Source organism: Kribbella sp. NPDC050241 (genome assembly GCF_044459685.1).
Taxonomy (GTDB): domain Bacteria; phylum Actinomycetota; class Actinomycetes; order Propionibacteriales; family Kribbellaceae; genus Kribbella.
The window spans coordinates 192752-210944 of the sequence record NZ_JBITJE010000002.1 but is presented as its reverse complement, the minus strand read 5'-3'; the positions used below and the strand labels follow the sequence as shown (position 1 = coordinate 210944).

The 18193-nt window shown below is 69.5% G+C and carries 17 protein-coding genes; 9 read left to right on the top strand and 8 right to left on the bottom strand.

What is annotated here, in order from left to right; all coding sequences use genetic code 11:
• The first annotated feature begins 21 nt into the window (after positions 1 to 21).
• The 3 genes from nhaA (at position 22) to ACIBG5_RS08980 (ending at position 2685) form a co-directional block, all read left to right on the top strand.
• Positions 22 to 1236, top strand: coding sequence for a Na+/H+ antiporter NhaA (nhaA, locus tag ACIBG5_RS08990; RefSeq protein ID WP_396390981.1), 1215 nt, complete (start codon positions 22 to 24; stop codon positions 1234 to 1236).
• An 82-nt stretch (positions 1237 to 1318) separates the two neighbouring features.
• Entirely contained in the window at positions 1319 to 1780 is a 462-nt protein-coding gene (locus ACIBG5_RS08985) for a phage holin family protein (RefSeq protein ID WP_396390980.1), read from the top strand.
• Between the two features lie 53 nt (positions 1781 to 1833).
• Positions 1834 to 2685 (top strand): alpha/beta fold hydrolase, encoded by an 852-nt coding sequence (locus ACIBG5_RS08980; protein WP_396390979.1) that lies wholly within the window; start codon positions 1834 to 1836, stop codon positions 2683 to 2685.
• Positions 2686 to 3051: 366 nt separating this feature from the next.
• Here ACIBG5_RS08980 and ACIBG5_RS08975 read toward each other — a convergent pair whose 3' ends face one another.
• From ACIBG5_RS08975 to nth, 4 genes are read right to left on the bottom strand one after another with little or no spacing between them, the layout of a single operon-like run.
• Entirely contained in the window at positions 3052 to 4224 is a 1173-nt protein-coding gene (locus ACIBG5_RS08975) for a MarP family serine protease (protein WP_396390978.1), read from the bottom strand.
• Positions 4221 to 4991: an NUDIX hydrolase gene (locus tag ACIBG5_RS08970; protein ID WP_396390977.1), complete on the bottom strand. Its 771-nt coding sequence runs from the start codon at positions 4989 to 4991 to the stop codon at positions 4221 to 4223. The genes ACIBG5_RS08975 and ACIBG5_RS08970 overlap by 4 nt, the downstream gene beginning before the upstream one ends.
• Positions 4988 to 5578: a TlpA family protein disulfide reductase gene (locus tag ACIBG5_RS08965; protein WP_396390976.1), complete on the bottom strand. Its 591-nt coding sequence runs from the start codon at positions 5576 to 5578 to the stop codon at positions 4988 to 4990. Before ACIBG5_RS08965 ends, ACIBG5_RS08970 begins: the two co-directional genes overlap by 4 nt.
• Complete coding sequence (gene nth, locus ACIBG5_RS08960) at positions 5575 to 6351, bottom strand: endonuclease III (RefSeq protein ID WP_396390975.1); 777 nt, start codon at positions 6349 to 6351, stop codon at positions 5575 to 5577. The genes ACIBG5_RS08965 and nth overlap by 4 nt, the downstream gene beginning before the upstream one ends.
• Before the next feature lie 134 nt (positions 6352 to 6485).
• Here nth and ACIBG5_RS08955 point away from each other — a divergent pair, with 134 nt between their 5' ends.
• Entirely contained in the window at positions 6486 to 7163 is a 678-nt protein-coding gene (locus ACIBG5_RS08955; RefSeq protein ID WP_131361434.1) for a Crp/Fnr family transcriptional regulator, read from the top strand.
• Here the strand turns inward: ACIBG5_RS08955 and ACIBG5_RS08950 are convergent.
• From ACIBG5_RS08950 to ACIBG5_RS08935, 4 genes are read right to left on the bottom strand one after another with little or no spacing between them, the layout of a single operon-like run.
• On the bottom strand, positions 7160 to 7936 hold the full coding sequence (locus ACIBG5_RS08950) for an MBL fold metallo-hydrolase (protein ID WP_396390974.1): 777 nt from the start codon (positions 7934 to 7936) through the stop codon (positions 7160 to 7162). The genes ACIBG5_RS08955 and ACIBG5_RS08950 overlap by 4 nt on opposite strands.
• The gene (locus ACIBG5_RS08945) at positions 7933 to 8763 is read right to left on the bottom strand and encodes an NUDIX hydrolase (protein ID WP_396390973.1); all 831 of its coding nucleotides are present in this window, start codon (positions 8761 to 8763) and stop codon (positions 7933 to 7935) included. Before ACIBG5_RS08945 ends, ACIBG5_RS08950 begins: the two co-directional genes overlap by 4 nt.
• A gap of 9 nt (positions 8764 to 8772) precedes the next feature.
• A complete protein-coding gene (locus tag ACIBG5_RS08940) occupies positions 8773 to 9234 on the bottom strand; it encodes a RidA family protein (protein WP_360442747.1) in 462 nt (153 codons plus the stop codon).
• Complete coding sequence (locus tag ACIBG5_RS08935; RefSeq protein ID WP_165553378.1) at positions 9231 to 9392, bottom strand: DUF4177 domain-containing protein; 162 nt, start codon at positions 9390 to 9392, stop codon at positions 9231 to 9233. Before ACIBG5_RS08935 ends, ACIBG5_RS08940 begins: the two co-directional genes overlap by 4 nt.
• Positions 9393 to 9454: 62 nt before the next feature.
• Here ACIBG5_RS08935 and ACIBG5_RS08930 point away from each other — a divergent pair, with 62 nt between their 5' ends.
• The 5 genes from ACIBG5_RS08930 (at position 9455) to ACIBG5_RS08910 (ending at position 18189) form a co-directional block, all read left to right on the top strand.
• Entirely contained in the window at positions 9455 to 10405 is a 951-nt protein-coding gene (locus tag ACIBG5_RS08930) for an ArsA-related P-loop ATPase (RefSeq protein ID WP_396390972.1), read from the top strand.
• The gene (locus ACIBG5_RS08925; RefSeq protein ID WP_396390971.1) at positions 10402 to 11526 is read left to right on the top strand and encodes an ArsA family ATPase; all 1125 of its coding nucleotides are present in this window, start codon (positions 10402 to 10404) and stop codon (positions 11524 to 11526) included. Before ACIBG5_RS08930 ends, ACIBG5_RS08925 begins: the two co-directional genes overlap by 4 nt.
• A gap of 116 nt (positions 11527 to 11642) precedes the next feature.
• Positions 11643 to 13145 (top strand): S8 family peptidase, encoded by a 1503-nt coding sequence (locus tag ACIBG5_RS08920; RefSeq protein WP_396390970.1) that lies wholly within the window; start codon positions 11643 to 11645, stop codon positions 13143 to 13145.
• Positions 13146 to 13282: 137 nt separating this feature from the next.
• Positions 13283 to 15634, top strand: coding sequence for an endopeptidase La (gene lon, locus ACIBG5_RS08915; protein WP_396390969.1), 2352 nt, complete (start codon positions 13283 to 13285; stop codon positions 15632 to 15634).
• Positions 15635 to 15777: 143 nt separating this feature from the next.
• Entirely contained in the window at positions 15778 to 18189 is a 2412-nt protein-coding gene (locus ACIBG5_RS08910; RefSeq protein ID WP_396390968.1) for a penicillin-binding protein, read from the top strand.
• The last annotated feature ends 4 nt before the right edge of the window (positions 18190 to 18193 follow it).

Here is an 18193-nt window from a genome sequence, read left to right as displayed (position 1 = left end):
CCCCGAGCGAAGGCCCGATGCATGAGTGAGCCCCCGAGGATCCGGCAGAAGAAGCGAGCGTTCCCCCGCATCCTGGGGCGGGAACGTGCCTTCCTGGCCGACACCCTGCGGGCCGAGACCACCGGTGGTCTGCTGCTCCTCGCCGCCGCAGTGGTCGCGCTGGTGTGGGCCAACTCTCCGTGGCAGGACACCTATCACCAGGTGAGCGACGCCCAGGTCGGTCCGCTGACCGTGGAGGCGTGGGCTTCCGACGGCGCGCTGACGTTGTTCTTCTACCTGGCCGGCGTCGAGCTGAAGCGTGAGTTCGTGGTCGGCACGCTCTCGCGGATCAGCGAGGCGGTCGTGCCGGTGGCCGCGGCCCTGGCCGGAATGGTGCTCCCGGCAATCATCTACCTCGCGATCAACCTGACCGCCGAGGACGGCCGGCCGCACGGCTGGGCGGTGCCGACGGCAACGGATATCGCGTTCGCCCTTGCGGTGCTCGCGATCGTCGGCTCGTCGCTGCCGAGTGCACTGCGCGCCTTCCTGCTCACGCTCGCGGTGGTGGACGACTTCGGCGCCATCCTGGTGATCGCCGTGTTCTTCGCGCACGGTTTCCACCTGCTGTCGCTGCTCGCCTCGGCCGCACTGATCGCGGTCTGGTACGTGCTCCAGCGTCGCCGCGTCCGTACGCCGTTCCTGTACGCGCCGATCGCGATCGGGGCCTGGTGGTTCATGTACGAGTCGGGGATCCATGCAACGATCGCCGGCGTCGCCCTTGGCCTGGTCACTCGCGTCGTCCCCGATCCAGGTGAGGAGCACGCGCCCGCCGAACGAATCGAGCACCGGCTCCGGCCGTGGTCGGCGGGTGTCGCCGTACCGCTGTTCGCGTTGTTCGCCGCCGGGGTGACGTTGAGCGGGAACGCCCTACGCGAGATGCTCACCGATCCGGTCGCCATCGGGGTGGTCGCCGGTCTGCTGTTCGGCAAGATGATCGGTGTGTTCGGCGGGTCGTGGGTGACCGCGCGCTTCACCCGGGCCGAGCTGAACTCCGACCTGTCCTGGCGGGACGTCGGCGCCGTGTCGGTGCTCGCGGGCATCGGATTCACCGTCGCTCTGCTGATCGCCGGGCTGGCGTTCGGCGACGACGTCGCGCAGGTCGAACGGGCCAAGGCCGCAGTCCTGGTCGGCTCGCTGTTGTCCGCCCTGATCGCCGCCGCGTTGCTGTTCCGCCGCAACCGCGCGTACGCCGACTGAGCCGCGCTCCGCAAGATGCATGGGGTTGGGTAACGGCGGCGGTAGTGTCGGGGCACGGACCGGTGGAAGGAGTGCCATGTCGATGGGGCAGAACGGGGACGAGCCCACGGTCGGCCAGCTCGTCGCGAACGCCAGCAAGGACCTGTCCAACCTGGTCCGCAGCGAGATCGAGCTGGCGAAGACCGAGCTGAAGAAGTCCGCGGTCAAGGCCGGCACCGGCGCGGGCCTGTTCGCCGGCGCGGCCTTCCTGGCGCTGCTGGCGATCGTCCTGCTGTCCATCGCTCTGGCCTACGCGTTCACCGCGCTCGGCCTGCACCCGGCGCTCGCCTTCCTGGTCACCGCCGGCATCTACCTGGTGATCGCCGCCGTCCTGGTGCTGATCGGCAAGCGGTCCCTCAGCAGCGCGAAGGGTCCGGAGCGCGCGATCAAGACGTCGAAGGAGTCGGTCGACGCACTCAAGGCGATCGGCAAGGGCGACGATGTGAGCCTCCCCGCCGCCCCTCCTGCGCCCACCGCCCCTCCTGAGCCCGGCGGACGGCGCTGAGCCCGGCCGGTGTCGTCGACCTGCTGGTCGACGGGCCTTGGTCGCACTCACTGGTGGCGGCCAACGGAGCACGGTTCCACGTCGCCGAATGCGGAGCGGCCGACGACCCACTGGTCCTGTTCCTGCACGGCTTTCCCGAGTTCTGGTGGGCCTGGCGTCACCAGCTGCCGGTGGTTTCCGCGGCCGGCTACCGCGCCGTCGCGATGGACCTACGCGGGTACGGCGCCAGCGACAAGACCCCACGCGGTTACGACCCCTACACCGCCGCCGCTGATGTCTCCGGCGTCATCCGCTCGCTCGGCGCCGCCGACGCCGTCGTGGTCGGTCACGGCTGGGGTGGCTTCATCGGCTGGTCGGCCGCCGTACTCGCGCCGCGTCAGGTCCGGGCGCTGGCCGCGGTCTCGGCACCACACCCGCTTCTGCTGGCCCGGTCCGGTCAGCCGAAGGCGCTGACGCGCACCGCGTGGTTCCAGCTGCCGATCCTGCCCGAGCGTCGTCTGCTCGCCCAGGACGGCATGCACATCGAACAGCTCCTCCGCGCGTGGGCGGCGCCTGGCGGCAGCTTCCCCGACGCCGAGGCGTCCCGCCGCTACCGCGCCGCCTTGCAGGTCTGGCCGGCACCGCACTGTGCGCTCGAGTACCACCGCTGGTTCGCCCGGTCCCGGCTGCGCCCCGACGGGCGCAAGTACTCGGCCAGGATGCGTACGCCGATCGCCGTACCGGTGCTGCAGATCTACGGGGCGCAGGACGCGGCGGTGTCGCCGACTGCAGTCACCCCTCCTCGCCTGATCACGGCACCGCTGCGCCACGAACTGCTCACCCCGTCGGGCCACTTCCCGCACGAGGAAGCGCCGGACCTGTTCAATACCCAGCTTGTGGACTGGCTGGCGTCCCTCCGGGGGTAGAGCAGGCAGTGGGCGTGCGCTCCCCCATACCGGAGGTCCCGATGACCGCCAGCTTCCCCGACGGCTCGAGTTCGCCGACTGAGATCTCCGCGAAGCGACGCGTGAACCATCCCGTCGAGGTACTGGCTGTCAGAGGCGCCGGTCAGCCACCGGACGCCGACCAGAGCGCCCGCGACGACGGCCACGATCGCGGCCGCGGCCAGCAGGATCGGAGCCACAGCCGGCCTCTTGGTTGCCTCGGGCAAATGTCTGGTGAGGTGTTCCTTCTCCGTGAAGGTCTCCCGGAGCAGCTCGCCGATCTCGTCGTCTCGATCGTCAACGTCACACCCCTTCAGCGCGGCGGCGGCGCCGATCTGCTGCACGACCTCACGTGCAGGTCTGGGTGGAGACCTCCTGGGTGGCGTTGGCGCCGTCGCGGGCGTCGTCGGCGACCTGTTCGGCGGTCAGGACGTAACCGGTCCGGTTGTCCTCGACCGATGCCGCGAACACCACGCCGTACACGGTGCCCTTGGACGACAGCAGCGGGCCGCCGGAGTTGCCCGGCCGGACCGAGGCCCAGATCGAGAACGCCTGCCGGGTGACCGTGCGGTCGCCGTAGATGTCCGGACCGCGGAGCCGCTCCTCGGACCGGATCCGGGCCGGCTCGGAGTCGAACGGACCGTTCTCCGGGTACCCGAGCACGACCGCCGGGTCGTCCGCCTTGCCGTTCAGGTCGAAGTTCAGCGGCGCTATGTCCAGCTTGGGCACGTACAGCACCGCGACGTCGACCTCAGGGTCGAACAGTACGACGGTCGCGTCGTACGACTTCCCGTTGACCTCGACCTGCGGCGAGCCGACACCGGCGACGACGTGGGCATTCGTCATCACCCGCTGCGGCGCGTACACGAACCCACTGCCCTCGAGGCCGCGCGAGCAACTCGCGACCCCGGTGACCTTGGCGATCCGGGTGTAGGCCTGCCGGACCATCGGCTGCCGGGCGATCGCGGAATCCGGCGGTTGCGTCTCGCGGATCCGCTCCGGCACGAACGGGTCGAGGAAGCGCGGAAACAGGTCGGTGTTCACGACGTCGTTGAACGCCTGCAGAGCCTGGTCGGCGCGGCTCGGCAGCACCTGGTCGACCTTCGCCAGCACCTGCGACCCACGGACGGCGGACGTCACGCTCGGAATCCGCGCGCCGCTCACCGCGACACCGAGCACCCACGAAACGATCAGCACCGAGACCGCCGCCAGCGCGGCACCACCGAGGGCATCGACGGCCTTCACCGGCCGCCAGGTCATCTTGTTCCTGAGTCTGGATCCCAAGACGGCACCTATCGTCCGCCCGATCGAGGCGAGCACCACGACCAGCACCAGCGCGGCGAACGAGACCGAGACGCTCGGTGAGAAGTTGTCCAGCACCCGCGGTACGCCCCAGACGCCGACCGCGGCACCGGCGAGCAGGCCGATCGTGGCGCAGGCACCGAGGACGAACCCCTCGATGTACCCCGAGATCGCCACCAGCGCGGTGATGATCAGCAGCGCGTAGTCGAGCTTGCTCACTCCACACCTTCCGACTCGTCACCGTCCGGACGGCCGAGGTCGTGCTCGATGGCGGTCAGCCGCCGCACGTCCTCCGGTCGTCGCCCCTCGCTCCGCCAGGCCGCCTCGACCAGTCGGTCGGGCAACGGTACGACGACCGAGGGGTCCCAGTCGCGCGCCCAGCCGCCCAGCACCAGCAATTTGTCCAGCAGCCCGGCGGTGAAACCCCAGATGTACAGGTCGCCGACAGTGAACGCCGGTCCGGTGAATCCGGACGGGTGCAGGCAGCTGATCCGGTTCGCCGGATCGACCAGCGCGCTGACGGGCACGGTGTGCACCGACGCGACCTCGGCCGGATCGACCACTGCGACCGGCGACGGCTCCCGCCACCAGGCCAGCACCGGCGACACCCCGAAGTTGCTCACCGGCACCCAGAGCGGCGGCCAGATCGCGAACGGTACGACGCCGGCCGGATCCAGACCGGTCTCCTCCTCGGCCTCCCGCAAGGCGGTCCGCACCAGGCCCTCGTCACCGGTGCCGTCCTCCGGATCGACGCCGCCACCCGGGAACGCCATCTGCCCGGCGTGCCGCCGCAACGTCCAGGCCCGCTCGGTCAGCAGCACCTCCGGCCCATCGTTGCCATCGGCAAGCAAGATCAGAACGGCGGACTGCCGCACGGACGGATCGTCCGGCGGCAGGAAGCGGGACAACAGGTTCGGGTCGACCTCCTCGGACGCCTTCGCCAGCGACTGCAGCCAGTCCGGGATCTCCACACCCTCGAACGTCACAACGCCACTCCCAGCTTGTCCCGCACCAGTTGGTCCAGCTGCTGCTGCGACGTGAACGGTCCGTGGTGGACGTAGGCGATCGCACCGTCGGAGTTGACGAACACGCTGATCGGTGGCCCGCCGATCTTGAACGGTTGGCGCAACTGCTTGTCCGGGTCCACGAGGTGCGGGTAGCTCAGCTGCTGATCGCCGGCGAACTTCACCGCCAGCTCGGCCCGCGGATCGTCGTAGTCGATCCCCAGCAGCTGCACCTTCCCGGTCGCCCGCTTCGCCAGATCCGCCAGGTACGGCGCTTCTTCGCGACACGGCGTGCACCACTGGGCCCAGACGTTGATGACGAGTGGGCCACGGAGGTCCGCGAGCCTGATGTCGGGCCCGCTGCCCAGGCAGGGCAGGCTCAGGTCCGGAAGTCCGTTGCTGACCGGCGGTTTCGACTCGGTCGACGGGCAGGCCGCCAGCTTGTCGGCACCGGCGACCGAGGACCGAGTGGTCGGGTCGGTCGCGCTGGGCTGGTCGGATCCACACGACGCCAGGAGCAGTCCGGCGACAAGCCAGCCGACCGCCCACAGCGTCGTACGCACCGTCATGCCGGGACCTTCACCAGCTTCGCCGCGGCCTCGGGGTTGGTCGGGCCGGTGCCGTACGACGGGCACCACTGGGCCACCGGGCAGGCGCCGCAGGCCGGCTTCTTGGCGTGGCAGCGACGGCGGCCGTGGAAGATCAGCCGGTGCGAGAGCATCGTCCAGTCCTTCTTCGGGAACAGGTCACCGATGATGTGCTCGACCTTGACCGGGTCCTGCTCGGTGGTCCAGCCGAACCGGCGTACCAGCCGGCCGAAGTGGGTGTCGACGGTGATCCCTGGGATGCCGAAGGCGTTGCCGAGCACCACGTTCGCCGTCTTGCGGCCGGTGCCGGGCAGCTTGACCAGCTCGGTCAGCTTGTTCGGTACGACGCCGTCGTACTCGTCGACGAGGGCCTGTCCGAGCTTCATCACGCTGTTGGTCTTGGCCCGGAAGAAGCCGGTCGGCTTGAGGATCGCCTCCAGCTCCTCCCGGTCCGCCTCCGCGTAGGCCTGGGCGTTCGGGTATTTCGCGAACAGGCCCGGGGTCACCTTGTTCACCAGCACGTCGGTGGTCTGGGCCGACAGGATGGTGGCCACCAGCAACTCGAGCGGGGTGGTGAAGTCCAGCTCGCAGTGAGCGTCCGGATACGTCTCGGTGAGCACCTTGTGCATCTTCCGGGCCCGGCGGACCAGCTGGGTGTGCGTCTCGTCGACGAAGACCGGCGCCTTGCGGGGGAGCTTCAGAGGTACTGTCGGCAGCGGCCCTGGGACCGGAGCCGCGACACGCGGGGATGGCATGCAGGACAGCCTACGTGGCGGGTCCGACACCCGAGGGGCTACGGTTTTGGGGCAACCGGGTGTACACGACCCGGTGCCGGGAGGGGTCGAACCCCCACCCGTAAGTCGTGGTCGAAGGTCCTAGGAGGCCCAAAGTGGATGCCGCAGTGCTCCGACAGGCACCGCTGTTCAGTCAGCTCGACGACGAGGCGGCCGACGCCCTGGCCGCCTCGATGACCGAGAACCGGCTGCGCCGCGGCCAGGTGCTGTTCCACGAGGGCGACTCCGGTGATCGGCTGTTCGTGGTCGTCGAGGGCAAGGTCAAGCTGGGCCGGACCTCGGCCGACGGCCGGGAGAACCTGATCGCGGTCCTCGGCCCGGGGCAGATGTTCGGCGAGCTCTCCCTGTTCGACCCGGGACCGCGCTCTGCGACGGTCACCGCGGTTACTGACGCCTCACTGATGTCCCTGACCCACGACGAACTGCTGCGCTGGCTGGCCGGCCGCCCCGAGGTAGCCCGCGGCCTGCTGCTCCAGCTCGCCTCCCGGCTGCGCAAGGTCTCCGACGTGGTCGCCGACCTGGTGTTCTCCGACGTCCCGGGCCGGGTCGCGAAGGCCCTGCTCGACCTGGCCAGCCGCTTCGGCCGGACCGCCGACGACGGCGTACACGTCCACCACGACCTCACCCAGGAGGAGCTGGCCCAACTCGTCGGCGCCTCCCGCGAGACCGTCAACAAGGCCCTCGCCGACTTCGCCTCCCGAGGCTGGGTCCGCCTGGAGCCACGTTCCGTCGTACTGCTCGACGTAGACCGCCTCCAACGCCGAGCCCGCTAACCGTTCAAGTAGTCCAGCTGGGCCCGGACCGATCTCTCGGCTGCGGGCCACAGGCTGCGGTCGACGTCGGTGTAGACGTGCTCGACGACTGCTTCTGGGGTGGTGTGGCCTGCGGCTATTGCCGCACGGACCTGGGCCAGGCGTTCGTGGCGGTGGTTCAGGTAATAGGTGAGGACGGCGGTTGGGTCGTCGATGACGGGGCCGTGGCCGGGGAGTAGGCGGTCGACGCCGGCTGGGGAGTTGGCGAAGGCTCGGAGGCGCTCGAGGGACTCGAGATAGGGGCCTAGGGCACCGTCTGGGTGGGCTACGACGGAGGTGCCGCGGCCCAGGACGGTGTCTCCGGTGAGGAGTGAGCCGTCCTGCGGGAGCCAGAAGCAGACCGAGTCGAGCGTGTGGCCGGGTGTCGGCAGGACCTCGATGCGGAGGTCACCGGCGGTGATTACGTCCCCCTCGGCGAGGCCGTGAGCGTGGTCGGTGGGGATGCGGAACGCCGGGTCGACCGAGCGGACCGCGCAGTTCGCACGGTTGGCGAACCAGGCCGCGCCCTGTGAGTGGTCCGGGTGCTTGTGCGTGAGCAGTACGACGGCCACGTCGCCGGCGGCATCGAGCACGGCCTGCAGGTGCTCCTCCAGCAGCGGACCGGGATCGACCACCACGGACCGATCCGCGTCAGGCGCTCGCAGGATCCACGTGTTGGTGCCGTCCAGCGTCATCGGCCCCGGGTTGGCGGCCAGCACGCGGGCGGCGTACGGCGTCACCTGCTCGACAGTCATGTGGTCTCCAAATAGGCCTGGTCGCCCTCGACCCGTACGGCGGGCAGCACCGGCTGGATCTCGCGGTCACCTGCCGCGGCCAGGATCGTCGCGACATCGTCGTACGGCGTGAGGTCGCGGCAGCAAACGTACGTCGGGGGCAGCATCAGCAGCTCACCCGCGTGCACAGCGGCGACGGCGTCGGCCGGGCGCATCCAGGCGACCTGGTCGGACTCGCTCGTCACGTCCCGGGTGATCTGGCCGGCCGGGAGCGCGGCGACGAAGAAGCGGGTGTCGTACCGCCGTGGTTCGAACTCGGGGGTGATCCAGTGCGCCCACGCGCCGAGCAGATCGGCCCGCAGCACCAGCCCGCGCCGATGCAGGAAGTCGGCGAACCCCAGCTCGCGCGACTCCAGGGCGACCCGGTCGGTCTCCCAGTCGTCGCCGGTGGTGTCGTCGACGACCGATTCACTCGACGGCCCCGCCAGCAGTACACCGGACTCCTCGAACGTCTCGCGTACGGCGGCCGCGACAAAGGCCGCCGCGGCTTCGGCCGAGCACCCCATCCGGGCCGCGAACCACGCCGGCGGCGGGCCGGACCACGAGTCGGCGACGGTCGAGTCGGTCGGATCGACCCGCCCGCCGGGGAACACGGTCATCCCGGCCGCGAACGCCATCGACTGCTGCCGCCGGAGGAGGTAGACCTCCGGTCCGGCGGCAGTGTCGCGCAGCAGGATCACCGTCGACGCCGGCCGCGGGTCGACCGGCGTACGGGCCTCACGGACGTAGGCGAGGGCGGCCTGCGCCATCCGTCCGGACAGCGGTTCGGAATCCAGATCGCGGACCATGCCGAGCCGTCAGGCGACCTCGACGATCAGCTCGACCTCGACCGGCGCGTCCAGCGGCAGCACCGGTACGCCGACGGCGCTCCGCGCGTGCTGGCCGGCCTCGCCGAAGACCTGGCCGATGAGCTCGGACGCACCGTTGGCGACCTGCGGCTGACCGGTGAAGTCGGGCGTCGAGGCGATGAAGGCGACCACCTTGACGACGCGGGCCACGGTGGCCAGGTCACCGATCTGCGCCTTGATCGCGGCCAGCGCGTTCAGCGCGCACTGCTGGGCGCAGTCGCTGGCGACCTCGGCGCTCACCTCGCCGCCGACCTTGCCGGTGGCGATCAGGGTGCCGTCGCGCAACGGCAACTGGCCGGACGTGTAGACGAGGTTGCCGGTCCGAACGGCCGGTACGTACGCCGCCACCGGCTTGGCCACGTCGGGCAGCTTGAGGCCGAGCTCGGTCAGCTTCTCCTCGGGGTGGCTCATTTGTCCTCGATCTCCCGCTTGAAGTAGGCGACCAGGTTCTCCGGGTTCAAGCCAGGGACGACCTGGACCAGCTCCCAGCCGTCCTGGCCGAAGTTGTCCAGGATCTCCTTGGTCGAGTGAACCAGCAGCGGTGCGGTGAAGTACTCGAACTTCTTCATGAGGTGGACTCTAACGGGCGCCGCAGCGAGTGTGGTGTGGCCCACGTCCTACCCTGGAGACCATGGCGAGGCTGCACGTGGTGACCGGCAAGGGCGGCACCGGGAAGACGACCGTTGCGGCTGCCATGGCACTCGCGCTGGCCGAGCAGGGCAAGCGGATCCTGCTGGTCGAGGTGGAAGGCAGGCAAGGGCTTGCCCAGCTCTTCGACATCCCGCCACTGCCGTACGTCGAGACCCGGATCGCGCAAGGTCCGGGCGGCGGAGAGGTGTTCGCACTGGCCGTCGACGCCGAGGCCGCACTGCTGGAGTACCTGGACATGTACTACCACCTGGGCCGGGCCGGGAAGGCGCTCGACAAGGTGGGCGCGATCGACTTCGTCACCACGATCGCCCCGGGCCTGCGCGACGTACTGCTGACCGGCAAGGTCTACGAGGCGACCCGGCGGAAGGCGCACGGGCGGCTCGCGTACGACGCCGTCGTACTGGACGCACCGCCGACCGGGCGGATCGCACGGTTCCTGAACGTGAACCACGAGGTCGCCGACCTGGCCAAGGTCGGGCCGGTCCGCAACCAGGCGGACGCGATCATGGGCATGCTGCGCTCGGACGTGACCCGGATCCACCTGGTCACGCTGCTGGAGGAGATGCCGGTCCAGGAGACGCTGGACGCGGTCGAGCACCTGGAGGAGCTGGACCTGCGGATCGGTTCGATCGTCGTGAACATGGTCCGCAACAGCCCGCTCGACGACGAGTCGATCGCCCTTGCGGTGAAGGAGAAACTGCCCGCCGCCGAGATCTCCCGAGGGCTGCGCGCCGCCGGTGTCGCCGTGAGCAAAGGGCTGGTGGACACCCTGATCGCGGAGGCGCACGACCACGCCGTCCGGATCGGGCTGGAACGCGAGAACCGCGACCGAATAGATGCCCTCGGCAAGCAGGTGACCGAGCTCGCGCTGCAGCCCGAAGGCATCGACCACGGCACCCTGATCGATCTGGCCGAGGAGTTCCGCGGATGACCGCTTTGGATCTGGATGCGCTGATCGACGACCCGGGGACGCGCATCGTGGTCACCTGCGGCGCCGGTGGGGTCGGCAAGACGACCACGGCCGCGGCGCTCGGGTTGCGGGCCGCGGAACGCGGGCGGAAGGTCGTCGTACTGACGATCGACCCGGCCCGGCGGCTGGCGCAGTCGCTCGGGCTGACCGAACTGGACAACACCCCCCGCGAGGTGGCCGGCGTCCATCCCGCGAACGGCGGCCGGCTGGACGCGATGATGCTGGATATGAAGCGGACCTTCGACGAGGTCGTGATCGCCCACGCAACGCCGGAGAAGGCCGAGCAGATCCTCGCGAATCCCTTCTACGTCGCACTGTCGTCGTCGTTCGCGGGGACGCAGGAATACATGGCGATGGAGAAGCTCGGCCAGTTGCACAAGCAGGCGGAGCAGTCCGGCGACTGGGACCTGATCGTCGTCGACACCCCGCCGTCGCGGTCGGCGCTCGACTTCCTGGACGCGCCGGAGCGGTTGGCCTCCCTGTTGGAGGGACGGTTCCTGCGGTTGCTGCTGGCACCTGCCCGCGGGCCGTTCCGGCTGATGTCGGCCGGGGTGAACATGGCCATGTCGGTGCTGAACAAGGTTCTCGGTGCGCAGGTGCTGACCGACGTACAGACGTTCGTTGCGGCGTTCGACACGTTGTTCGGCGGCTTTCGGCAGCGGGCCGAGCGGACCGTGGCGCTGCTGCGCGAGCCGCACACGGCGTTCCTGGTGGTCGCCGCTCCACAGAACGACGCGCTGCGGGAGGCGTCGTACTTCACCGAGCGGTTGCGCGAGGAGAGCATGCCGCTGGCCGGCGTGGTCCTGAACCGCGTGACCAACACCCACGTGCCGGATCTGTCGGCCGAGCGGTCACTGGGCGCGGCGGAGCGACTGGAGGAGGCGGACAAGTCGCCGCTGACCGCCGCCGTACTGCGGTTGCACGCCGACAGGATGCAGCAGGTCGTCGGGGACCACAAGCGGGCCGATCGGTTCCGCCGCGGTCACCGCGCGATCCCGACGGTGGAGGTCCCGGCCCTCGCCGACGACGTCCACGACCTCACCGGCCTGCGCCTCATCGGCGACCTTCTCACAGCCGTTTGAGGCTGCGGCTGTCAAGCTTCTGCACGCTCCTGCACAGGCGGCCCGAGTGGCACCGGACGGTTCTTAACCTGACCTCCGCGGCGCCATTCCCCAACCCTGTGGAGGTTCACCCGAACATGTCAGTACTTCGCCCAACCTCGCGACGGCTCCTGGCCGCCGCGACGCTGACAGCCGTCAGCATCGTGAGTACGACGACAGCCGGCGCCGCGCAACCATCGACGCCGGCTACCAGCGCGCTGGCGGCCGGCGGCGCGCACTTCGCCGTGCTCGTCCCGCCCGGCGCTCCCCTGACCGCAGCCGAGACCGCGATCACCGCCAACGGCGGGACCATCGGTCAACGCTGGCCGCAGATCGGTGTGGTGTTCGCACGCTCACCGCAGGCCGACTTCGCGATCAAGGTCCGGCAGGCGCCCGGCGTCGCCGGCGCCGGTGCGACCCGCGCGCTCAACGACCTCGCCGACGCCAAACGGACCACCGGCGGTCAGTTCCAGCGGGTACCTACTCAGATCCCGCTGAACCGCGCCGGTCGGTCGACGTCGGCGGGTGAGCCACTGGCCGCGAACCAGTGGAACATGAAGCTGATCCACGCCGACCAGGCCAACGAGGTCAACCCGGGCAGTCACAGCGTCCTGGTCGGCGTCCTCGACAGCGGAATCCAGGCGACCCACCCGGACCTCGCGCCGAACATCGACCGGGCCGCCTCGGCGGGCTGCGCGAACGAAGGCGTGCCGGACACGTCCGAGGCCGCGTGGACCGACGACTTCGGCCACGGGACGCACGTGGCCGGCATCGTCGCGGCCGCCAAGAACGGGATCGGCGTGGCCGGGGTCGCACCGAACGTGCGGGTCGCGTCGATCAAGGTCGGCGACGCGGACGGCTTCATCTACCCCGAGTTCGCGGTCTGCGGATATGTCTGGGCCGCGGACCACGGCGTGGACATCGCCACCGCGTCGTTCGCGGTGGATCCGTGGCTGCGGTGGTGCGCCACCGATCCCGATCAGAAGGCCGTCTCCGCCGTGATGCAGCGGGCGATCAGCTACGCGAACGGCAAGTCGGTCGTCGCGGTCGCCTCGCTGGGCAACGACAACTGGGACCTGGCACACAACGTCGTCGACTCCTTCAGCCCGACCAACGGCCCTGCGCAGGTGCGGGTCACCGACAGCAACTGCAAGATCTTCCCGGCCGAGGCCACTGGCGTGAACGGCGTCAGCTCGGTGGGAGCGTTCAAGGACCGCTACTACAACTCGAACTACGGAACGGGTAAGGCCGACATCACCGCCCCGGGTGGCGACCGGCTCTTCCAGATCCCGCAGACGCCGGACGCGGACGGCCGGGTGCTGTCGACCGTGCTGGACGGCTACGGCTACATGCAGGGCACCTCGATGTCCACTCCGCACGTCGCGGGCGTTCTCGCTCTGGTGAAGAGCAAGCACCCCGAGGTGTCCGGGCAGCAACTCTTCACAGCCGCCGTCCGCGCGGCGGAGATGCTGCCGTGTCCGCCGGGTGGGATCGACGACCCTGACGGTAAGGGCACGTACAAGGCCGTCTGTGAGGGCGGCGCCACCGGGTCCGGCTTCTACGGCGCCGGGCTGGTGAACGCACTCAACGTCGTCAGCTGATCACGTTCCGGGTCTGGCGGTCCCGTTCGGCCGCCAGGCCTGGTTCACCGTGAGCGAACGCCGCCCCCACCGGGAATGACCTGGTGGGGGCAATGGTTGAGCCTGTCAGACTCAATCTTTCGTAAGGGTGTGACAGCGTGACCGATACGTTGAATCTTCCTGTTCTGCCGCTGGACGACGTCGTGGTCCTGCCGGGGATGGTCGTGCCGGTCCGACTGGCCGACCCGGAGGCACGGGCGGCGATCGACGCCGCGCAGGCCTCTGGCCAGGACCAGGTGCTGCTGGTACCGCGGCTGGACGGGAAATATGCCAAGGCCGGGACGCTCGGTGAGATCGAGCAGATCGGCCGGCTGCCGGGCGGTGCCCAGGCGGCCGTGATCCGCGGGACCTCGCGGGTCCTGATCGGCGCCGGGACCACCGGTCCGGGTGCCGCGCTGTGGGTAGGCGCAACCGAGCTGCACGAGATCACCGACACCAGGTCGGCCGAGCTCGCCCGCGAGTACAAGACCCTGATGACCTCGGTGCTGCAGCGTCGCGGCGCCTACCAGGTCATCGACTCCGTGAAGCAGGTGAACGATCCCGCGGAGCTGTCCGACCTGGCCGGCTACGCGTCGTACCTGACCAACGAGCAGAAGTCCTGGCTGGTGGAGAACGCGAACGTCTCCGAGCGGCTGGAGAAGCTGATCGGCTGGGTGAAGGACCACCTCGCCGAGCTCGAGGTCTCCGAGACGATCCAGAAGGACGTCCAGGAGGGCATGGAGAAGCAGCAGCGGGAGTTCCTGCTGCGCCAGCAGATGGCCGCGATCCGCAAGGAACTGGCCGAGCTGGACGGCAAGGCCGAGTCCGAGGAAGAGGACTACCGGGCCCGCGTCGAGGCTGCCGACCTGCCGGAGCACGTGCGCAAGGCCGCGCTCGCCGAGGTCGACAAGCTGGAGCGGACCGCGGAGCAGTCCCCCGAGGTCGGCTGGATCCGCACCTGGCTGGACACCGTTCTGGAACTGCCGTGGAACGAGCGGACCGAGGACAGCTACGACATCCGCGACGCGCGAGCCGTGCTGGACGCGGACCACTCCGGTCTGGACGACGTCAAGGAGCGCATCACCGAGTACCTGGCCGTACGGCGCCGCCGCGCGGACCGTGGCCTCGGTGTGGTCGGTGGACGCCGCAGTGGCGCCGTACTGGCCCTGGTCGGTCCGCCTGGTGTGGGTAAGACCTCGCTGGGTGAGTCCGTGGCGCGGGCGATGGGCCGCAAGTTCGTCCGGGTCGCGCTGGGCGGCGTACGGGACGAGGCCGAGATCCGCGGTCACCGGCGGACGTACGTCGGTGCGCTGCCGGGCCGGATCGTCCGGGCCATCACCGAGGCCGGGTCGATGAACCCGGTGGTGCTGCTGGACGAGATCGACAAGGTGGGTGCGGACTACCGGGGTGACCCGACGGCCGCTCTGCTGGAGGTCCTCGACCCGGCCCAGAACCACACGTTCCGGGATCACTACCTGGAGGTCGAGCTGGACCTGTCCGACGTGGTCTTCCTGGCCACGGCGAACGTGCTGGACTCCATCCCGGCGCCGCTGCTGGACCGGATGGAACTGGTGCAGCTGGACGGGTACACCGAGGACGAGAAGGTCGTCATCGCCCGTGACCACCTGCTCCCGCGTCAGCTGGAGCGGGCGGGCCTGACGGCGGACGAGGTGACCATCGAGGACTCGGCGCTGCGACTGCTGGCCGGCGAGTACACCCGCGAGGCCGGAGTACGGCAGCTGGAGCGTGGGATCTCCCGGGTCCTGCGCAAGGTGACGGCTCGGATGGCACTCGGCGAGGACACTGGTGCGCTGACCATCGGCGCCGGCGACCTGAAGAGCTACCTGGGTTCGCCGAAGTTCACTCCGGAGTCCGTCGAGCGTACGGCGCTTCCGGGTGTGGCTACCGGGCTGGCGGTGACCGGTGCGGGCGGTGACGTGCTCTTCGTGGAGGCGTCGCTGGCCGACAAGGAGACCGGCCCGACCGGAGTCACGCTGACCGGACAGCTCGGTGACGTGATGAAGGAGTCGGCGCAGATCGCCCTGTCGTACCTGCGCTCGCACGGCGCGGAGCTGGGGCTGCCGGTCGGCGACCTGGCCGAGCGGAACGCCCACATCCACGTCCCGGCCGGTGCCGTCCCGAAGGACGGACCGTCGGCGGGTGTCACGATGACGACCGCACTGGCGTCGCTGCTGTCCGGGCGGCCGGTCCGCTCGGAGGTCGCGATGACCGGCGAGGTGTCACTGACCGGACGGGTCCTCCCGATCGGTGGGGTGAAGCAGAAGCTGCTCGCCGCACACCGGGCCGGGCTGACCACGATCCTGATCCCGAAGCGGAACGAGCCGGACCTGGAAGACGTACCGGAGTCCGTGCTCGCGGAGCTGACCGTCCACCCGGTCAGCGACGTCCGCGAGGTGCTCGACCTGGCCCTCGAACCGGCCCAGGTGGACGCACACCAGTACGCCGCCTGACCGAGGTACGACCGGAGGGCCCGAGCGCTTCGCTCGGGCCCTCCTCCTTTTGGATGAAACCCTTTCCGACACGCCCGCAGGGCGTGATGGAACTCACAATCGCCCAGGTAACCCAACCAGGCGATCCCGTAGTCTCTATAACCATGCGCGTCAGGGAAAAGGGCGACCGGGGAGTCGTCCAATCTGTGGTTCTGTTCCTCGGGGTGAGCGTGCTGTCGGGGGCCTTGGCCGCCGGTCTTGCCATCCCGTTCGCCGGCCTGGCCGGATTCACCACCGAGAAGACCTCACAGACTCTGGAGGACCTGCCTCAGCAGTTCGACGAGGTCCCGCTGAAGCAGAAGAGCACCATCCTGGCCGCCGACGGATCGCTGATCGCCACGCTGGCCGAGCAGAACCGGGTGCCGATCTCGCTCGACCAGGTCGCGCCGATCATGCAGAAGGCGATCGTCGCGATCGAGGACGACCGGTTCTACGAGCACGGCGCGCTGGACGCCAGGGGCACCCTGCGCGCGCTGCTGCAGAACCAGTCCGAGGGCACGGTCCAGCAGGGTGGCTCCAGCATCACCCAGCAGTACGTGAAGATCAGCCTGGTCGAGAAGGCGAACACGCCCGCGGAGGTCGCGGCCGCCACGGCGGACACGTACCAGCGCAAGGTCGCCGAACTGCGGTACGCGGTCGCGGTCGAGAAGCAGTACTCGAAGAACGAGATCCTGGAGAAGTACCTCAACCTCGCGAACTTCGGCGACGGTGCCTGGGGCATCGAGGCCGCCTCGCTGCACTACTTCTCCGTGCACGCCTCCCAACTGACGCTGCCGCAGGCCGCGCTGCTGGCCGGCCTGGTGAAGAACCCGACCGGCTACGACCCGACGAACGACATGAAGCGCGCCAAGGACCGCCGCGACGTCGTACTGCGCCGGATGCTCGAGCTGAAGGTGATCTCGCTCGCCCAGGCGAACGCGGCGCTGAGGACCCCGGTGATCAACCCGGCCAAGGTCCGGCCGAACAAGCTCGGCTGCGCGAACGGCCCGTACCCGTTCTACTGCGAGTACGTCGTCTCCCAGCTCGAGGACAACAAGGCCTTCGGCAAGGACCGGACCACCGCGGCGAACTACCTGAAGACCGCCGGTCTCACCATCCGCACCTCGCTGGACCCGAAGATGCAGAAGGCCGCGCAGAAGTCGATCGACCAGCACACCAAGAAGGGTGACCAGGCGATCGCCGCGATCACCATCGTCGAGCCCGGCACCGGGCTGGTGAAGGCGATGGTGCAGAGCAAGCCGTACGGCAACAAGAAGGGCCAGACGTCGTACAACTACAACGTCGAGAAGTCCTACGCCGGCGGGTACGGCGGCTTCCAGAACGGTTCGACGATGAAGGCCTTCACGATCGCGGCCGCGATCCAGAAGGGCTTCCCGCTCACCTACAAGATCAACTCGCCCAACAGCCTCCCGCTGGGCGGCAAGAAGTGGACCACCTGCACCGGACACGTCACCGCCGAGCAGGGGTACACCCCGGGCAACTCGACCACGAACGTGGCGGATCCGACCATGATCCAGGCGGCGCAGAGGTCGACCAACACCTACTTCCTGCAGCTGTCCCAGCAGGTCGGACTGTGCCCGATCGCGACGATCGCGTCGAAGCTCGGCATGTACGACGCCCAATCGGGTAACCCGCTCGGCCAGTACCCGTCGATGACTCTGGGCGTCGGCTACGTGACCCCGCTGCAGCTGTCGAACGCGTACGCCGCCTTCGCGGCGCGGGGCATGTACTGCAAGCCGTGGCTGGTCACCTCGGCGAAGGACGCGTCCGGCAAGGCGATCAGCACGCCCGGCGCGGACTGCAAGCAGGCGCTGGCCCCGGAGGTCGCCGACGGCGTCAACGAGGTGCTGCACATGGTGATGGAGCCGGGTGGGACCGGCCAGCACCTGAAGTTCGGCCCGAGCGATCTGGCCGGCAAGACCGGAACGATCCAGGACGCCAAGGCCGTCTGGTACGCCGGTTACTCGTCCAAACTCGCCTCCGCCGCCGTCGTGGCCGACGCGTCGCCGCCGTACAAGCGGCTGGTCGGCCAGACGCTGGACGGCACGGACATCCATGAGGCCTCCGGCTCAGGGACCGCGGGTCCGCTGTGGGAGACCGCCCTGCAGGGCGCGCTCCAGGGCCTCCCGACGACCCACTTCACCAAGCCGTCGGACAAGACCATGCGCGGGAACGTGAAGGACCTGCCGTTCGTGAACGGCATGAACCCGGACGACGCCGCGAACAAGCTGCGTCAGGCCGGCTTCGATGTCGAGATAGCCCCCGGCACGGTCAACTCCGAGGAGACCGCGGGCACCGTCGCCTACACCGACCCGCGGCAGCGCGACGGCGCGCCGGAGGGCTCGAAGGTGACGATCTTCGTCTCCAACGGCAGCAAGAAGAACGAGCCCGAGAACACTCAGAAACCCCCGAACACGACCAAACCCCCCGGCGGCCCGATCACGATCGACCCCAACTGCCCGCCGTGGAACCCGAAGTACCCGAACTGCGGCGGCGGAGGCCGCGGTCCCGGCTAGGCCG

What these genes read in the sequence shown, in the direction of transcription:
- nhaA (WP_396390981.1), top strand. Translation starts at nt 22, where the DNA reads ATGAGTGAGCCCCCGAGGATCCGGCAGAAGAAGCGAGCGTTCCCCCGC.
- ACIBG5_RS08985 (WP_396390980.1), top strand. Translation starts at nt 1,319, where the DNA reads ATGGGGCAGAACGGGGACGAGCCCACGGTCGGCCAGCTCGTCGCGAAC.
- ACIBG5_RS08965 (WP_396390976.1), bottom strand. Translation starts at nt 5,578, where the DNA reads ATGACGGTGCGTACGACGCTGTGGGCGGTCGGCTGGCTTGTCGCCGGA.
- nth (WP_396390975.1), bottom strand. Translation starts at nt 6,351, where the DNA reads ATGCCATCCCCGCGTGTCGCGGCTCCGGTCCCAGGGCCGCTGCCGACA.
- ACIBG5_RS08950 (WP_396390974.1), bottom strand. Translation starts at nt 7,936, where the DNA reads ATGACTGTCGAGCAGGTGACGCCGTACGCCGCCCGCGTGCTGGCCGCC.
- ACIBG5_RS08945 (WP_396390973.1), bottom strand. Translation starts at nt 8,763, where the DNA reads ATGGTCCGCGATCTGGATTCCGAACCGCTGTCCGGACGGATGGCGCAG.
- ACIBG5_RS08940 (WP_360442747.1), bottom strand. Translation starts at nt 9,234, where the DNA reads ATGAGCCACCCCGAGGAGAAGCTGACCGAGCTCGGCCTCAAGCTGCCC.
- ACIBG5_RS08935 (WP_165553378.1), bottom strand. Translation starts at nt 9,392, where the DNA reads ATGAAGAAGTTCGAGTACTTCACCGCACCGCTGCTGGTTCACTCGACC.
- ACIBG5_RS08930 (WP_396390972.1), top strand. Translation starts at nt 9,455, where the DNA reads ATGGCGAGGCTGCACGTGGTGACCGGCAAGGGCGGCACCGGGAAGACG.
- ACIBG5_RS08925 (WP_396390971.1), top strand. Translation starts at nt 10,402, where the DNA reads ATGACCGCTTTGGATCTGGATGCGCTGATCGACGACCCGGGGACGCGC.
- ACIBG5_RS08920 (WP_396390970.1), top strand. Translation starts at nt 11,643, where the DNA reads ATGTCAGTACTTCGCCCAACCTCGCGACGGCTCCTGGCCGCCGCGACG.
- ACIBG5_RS08910 (WP_396390968.1), top strand. Translation starts at nt 15,778, where the DNA reads ATGCGCGTCAGGGAAAAGGGCGACCGGGGAGTCGTCCAATCTGTGGTT.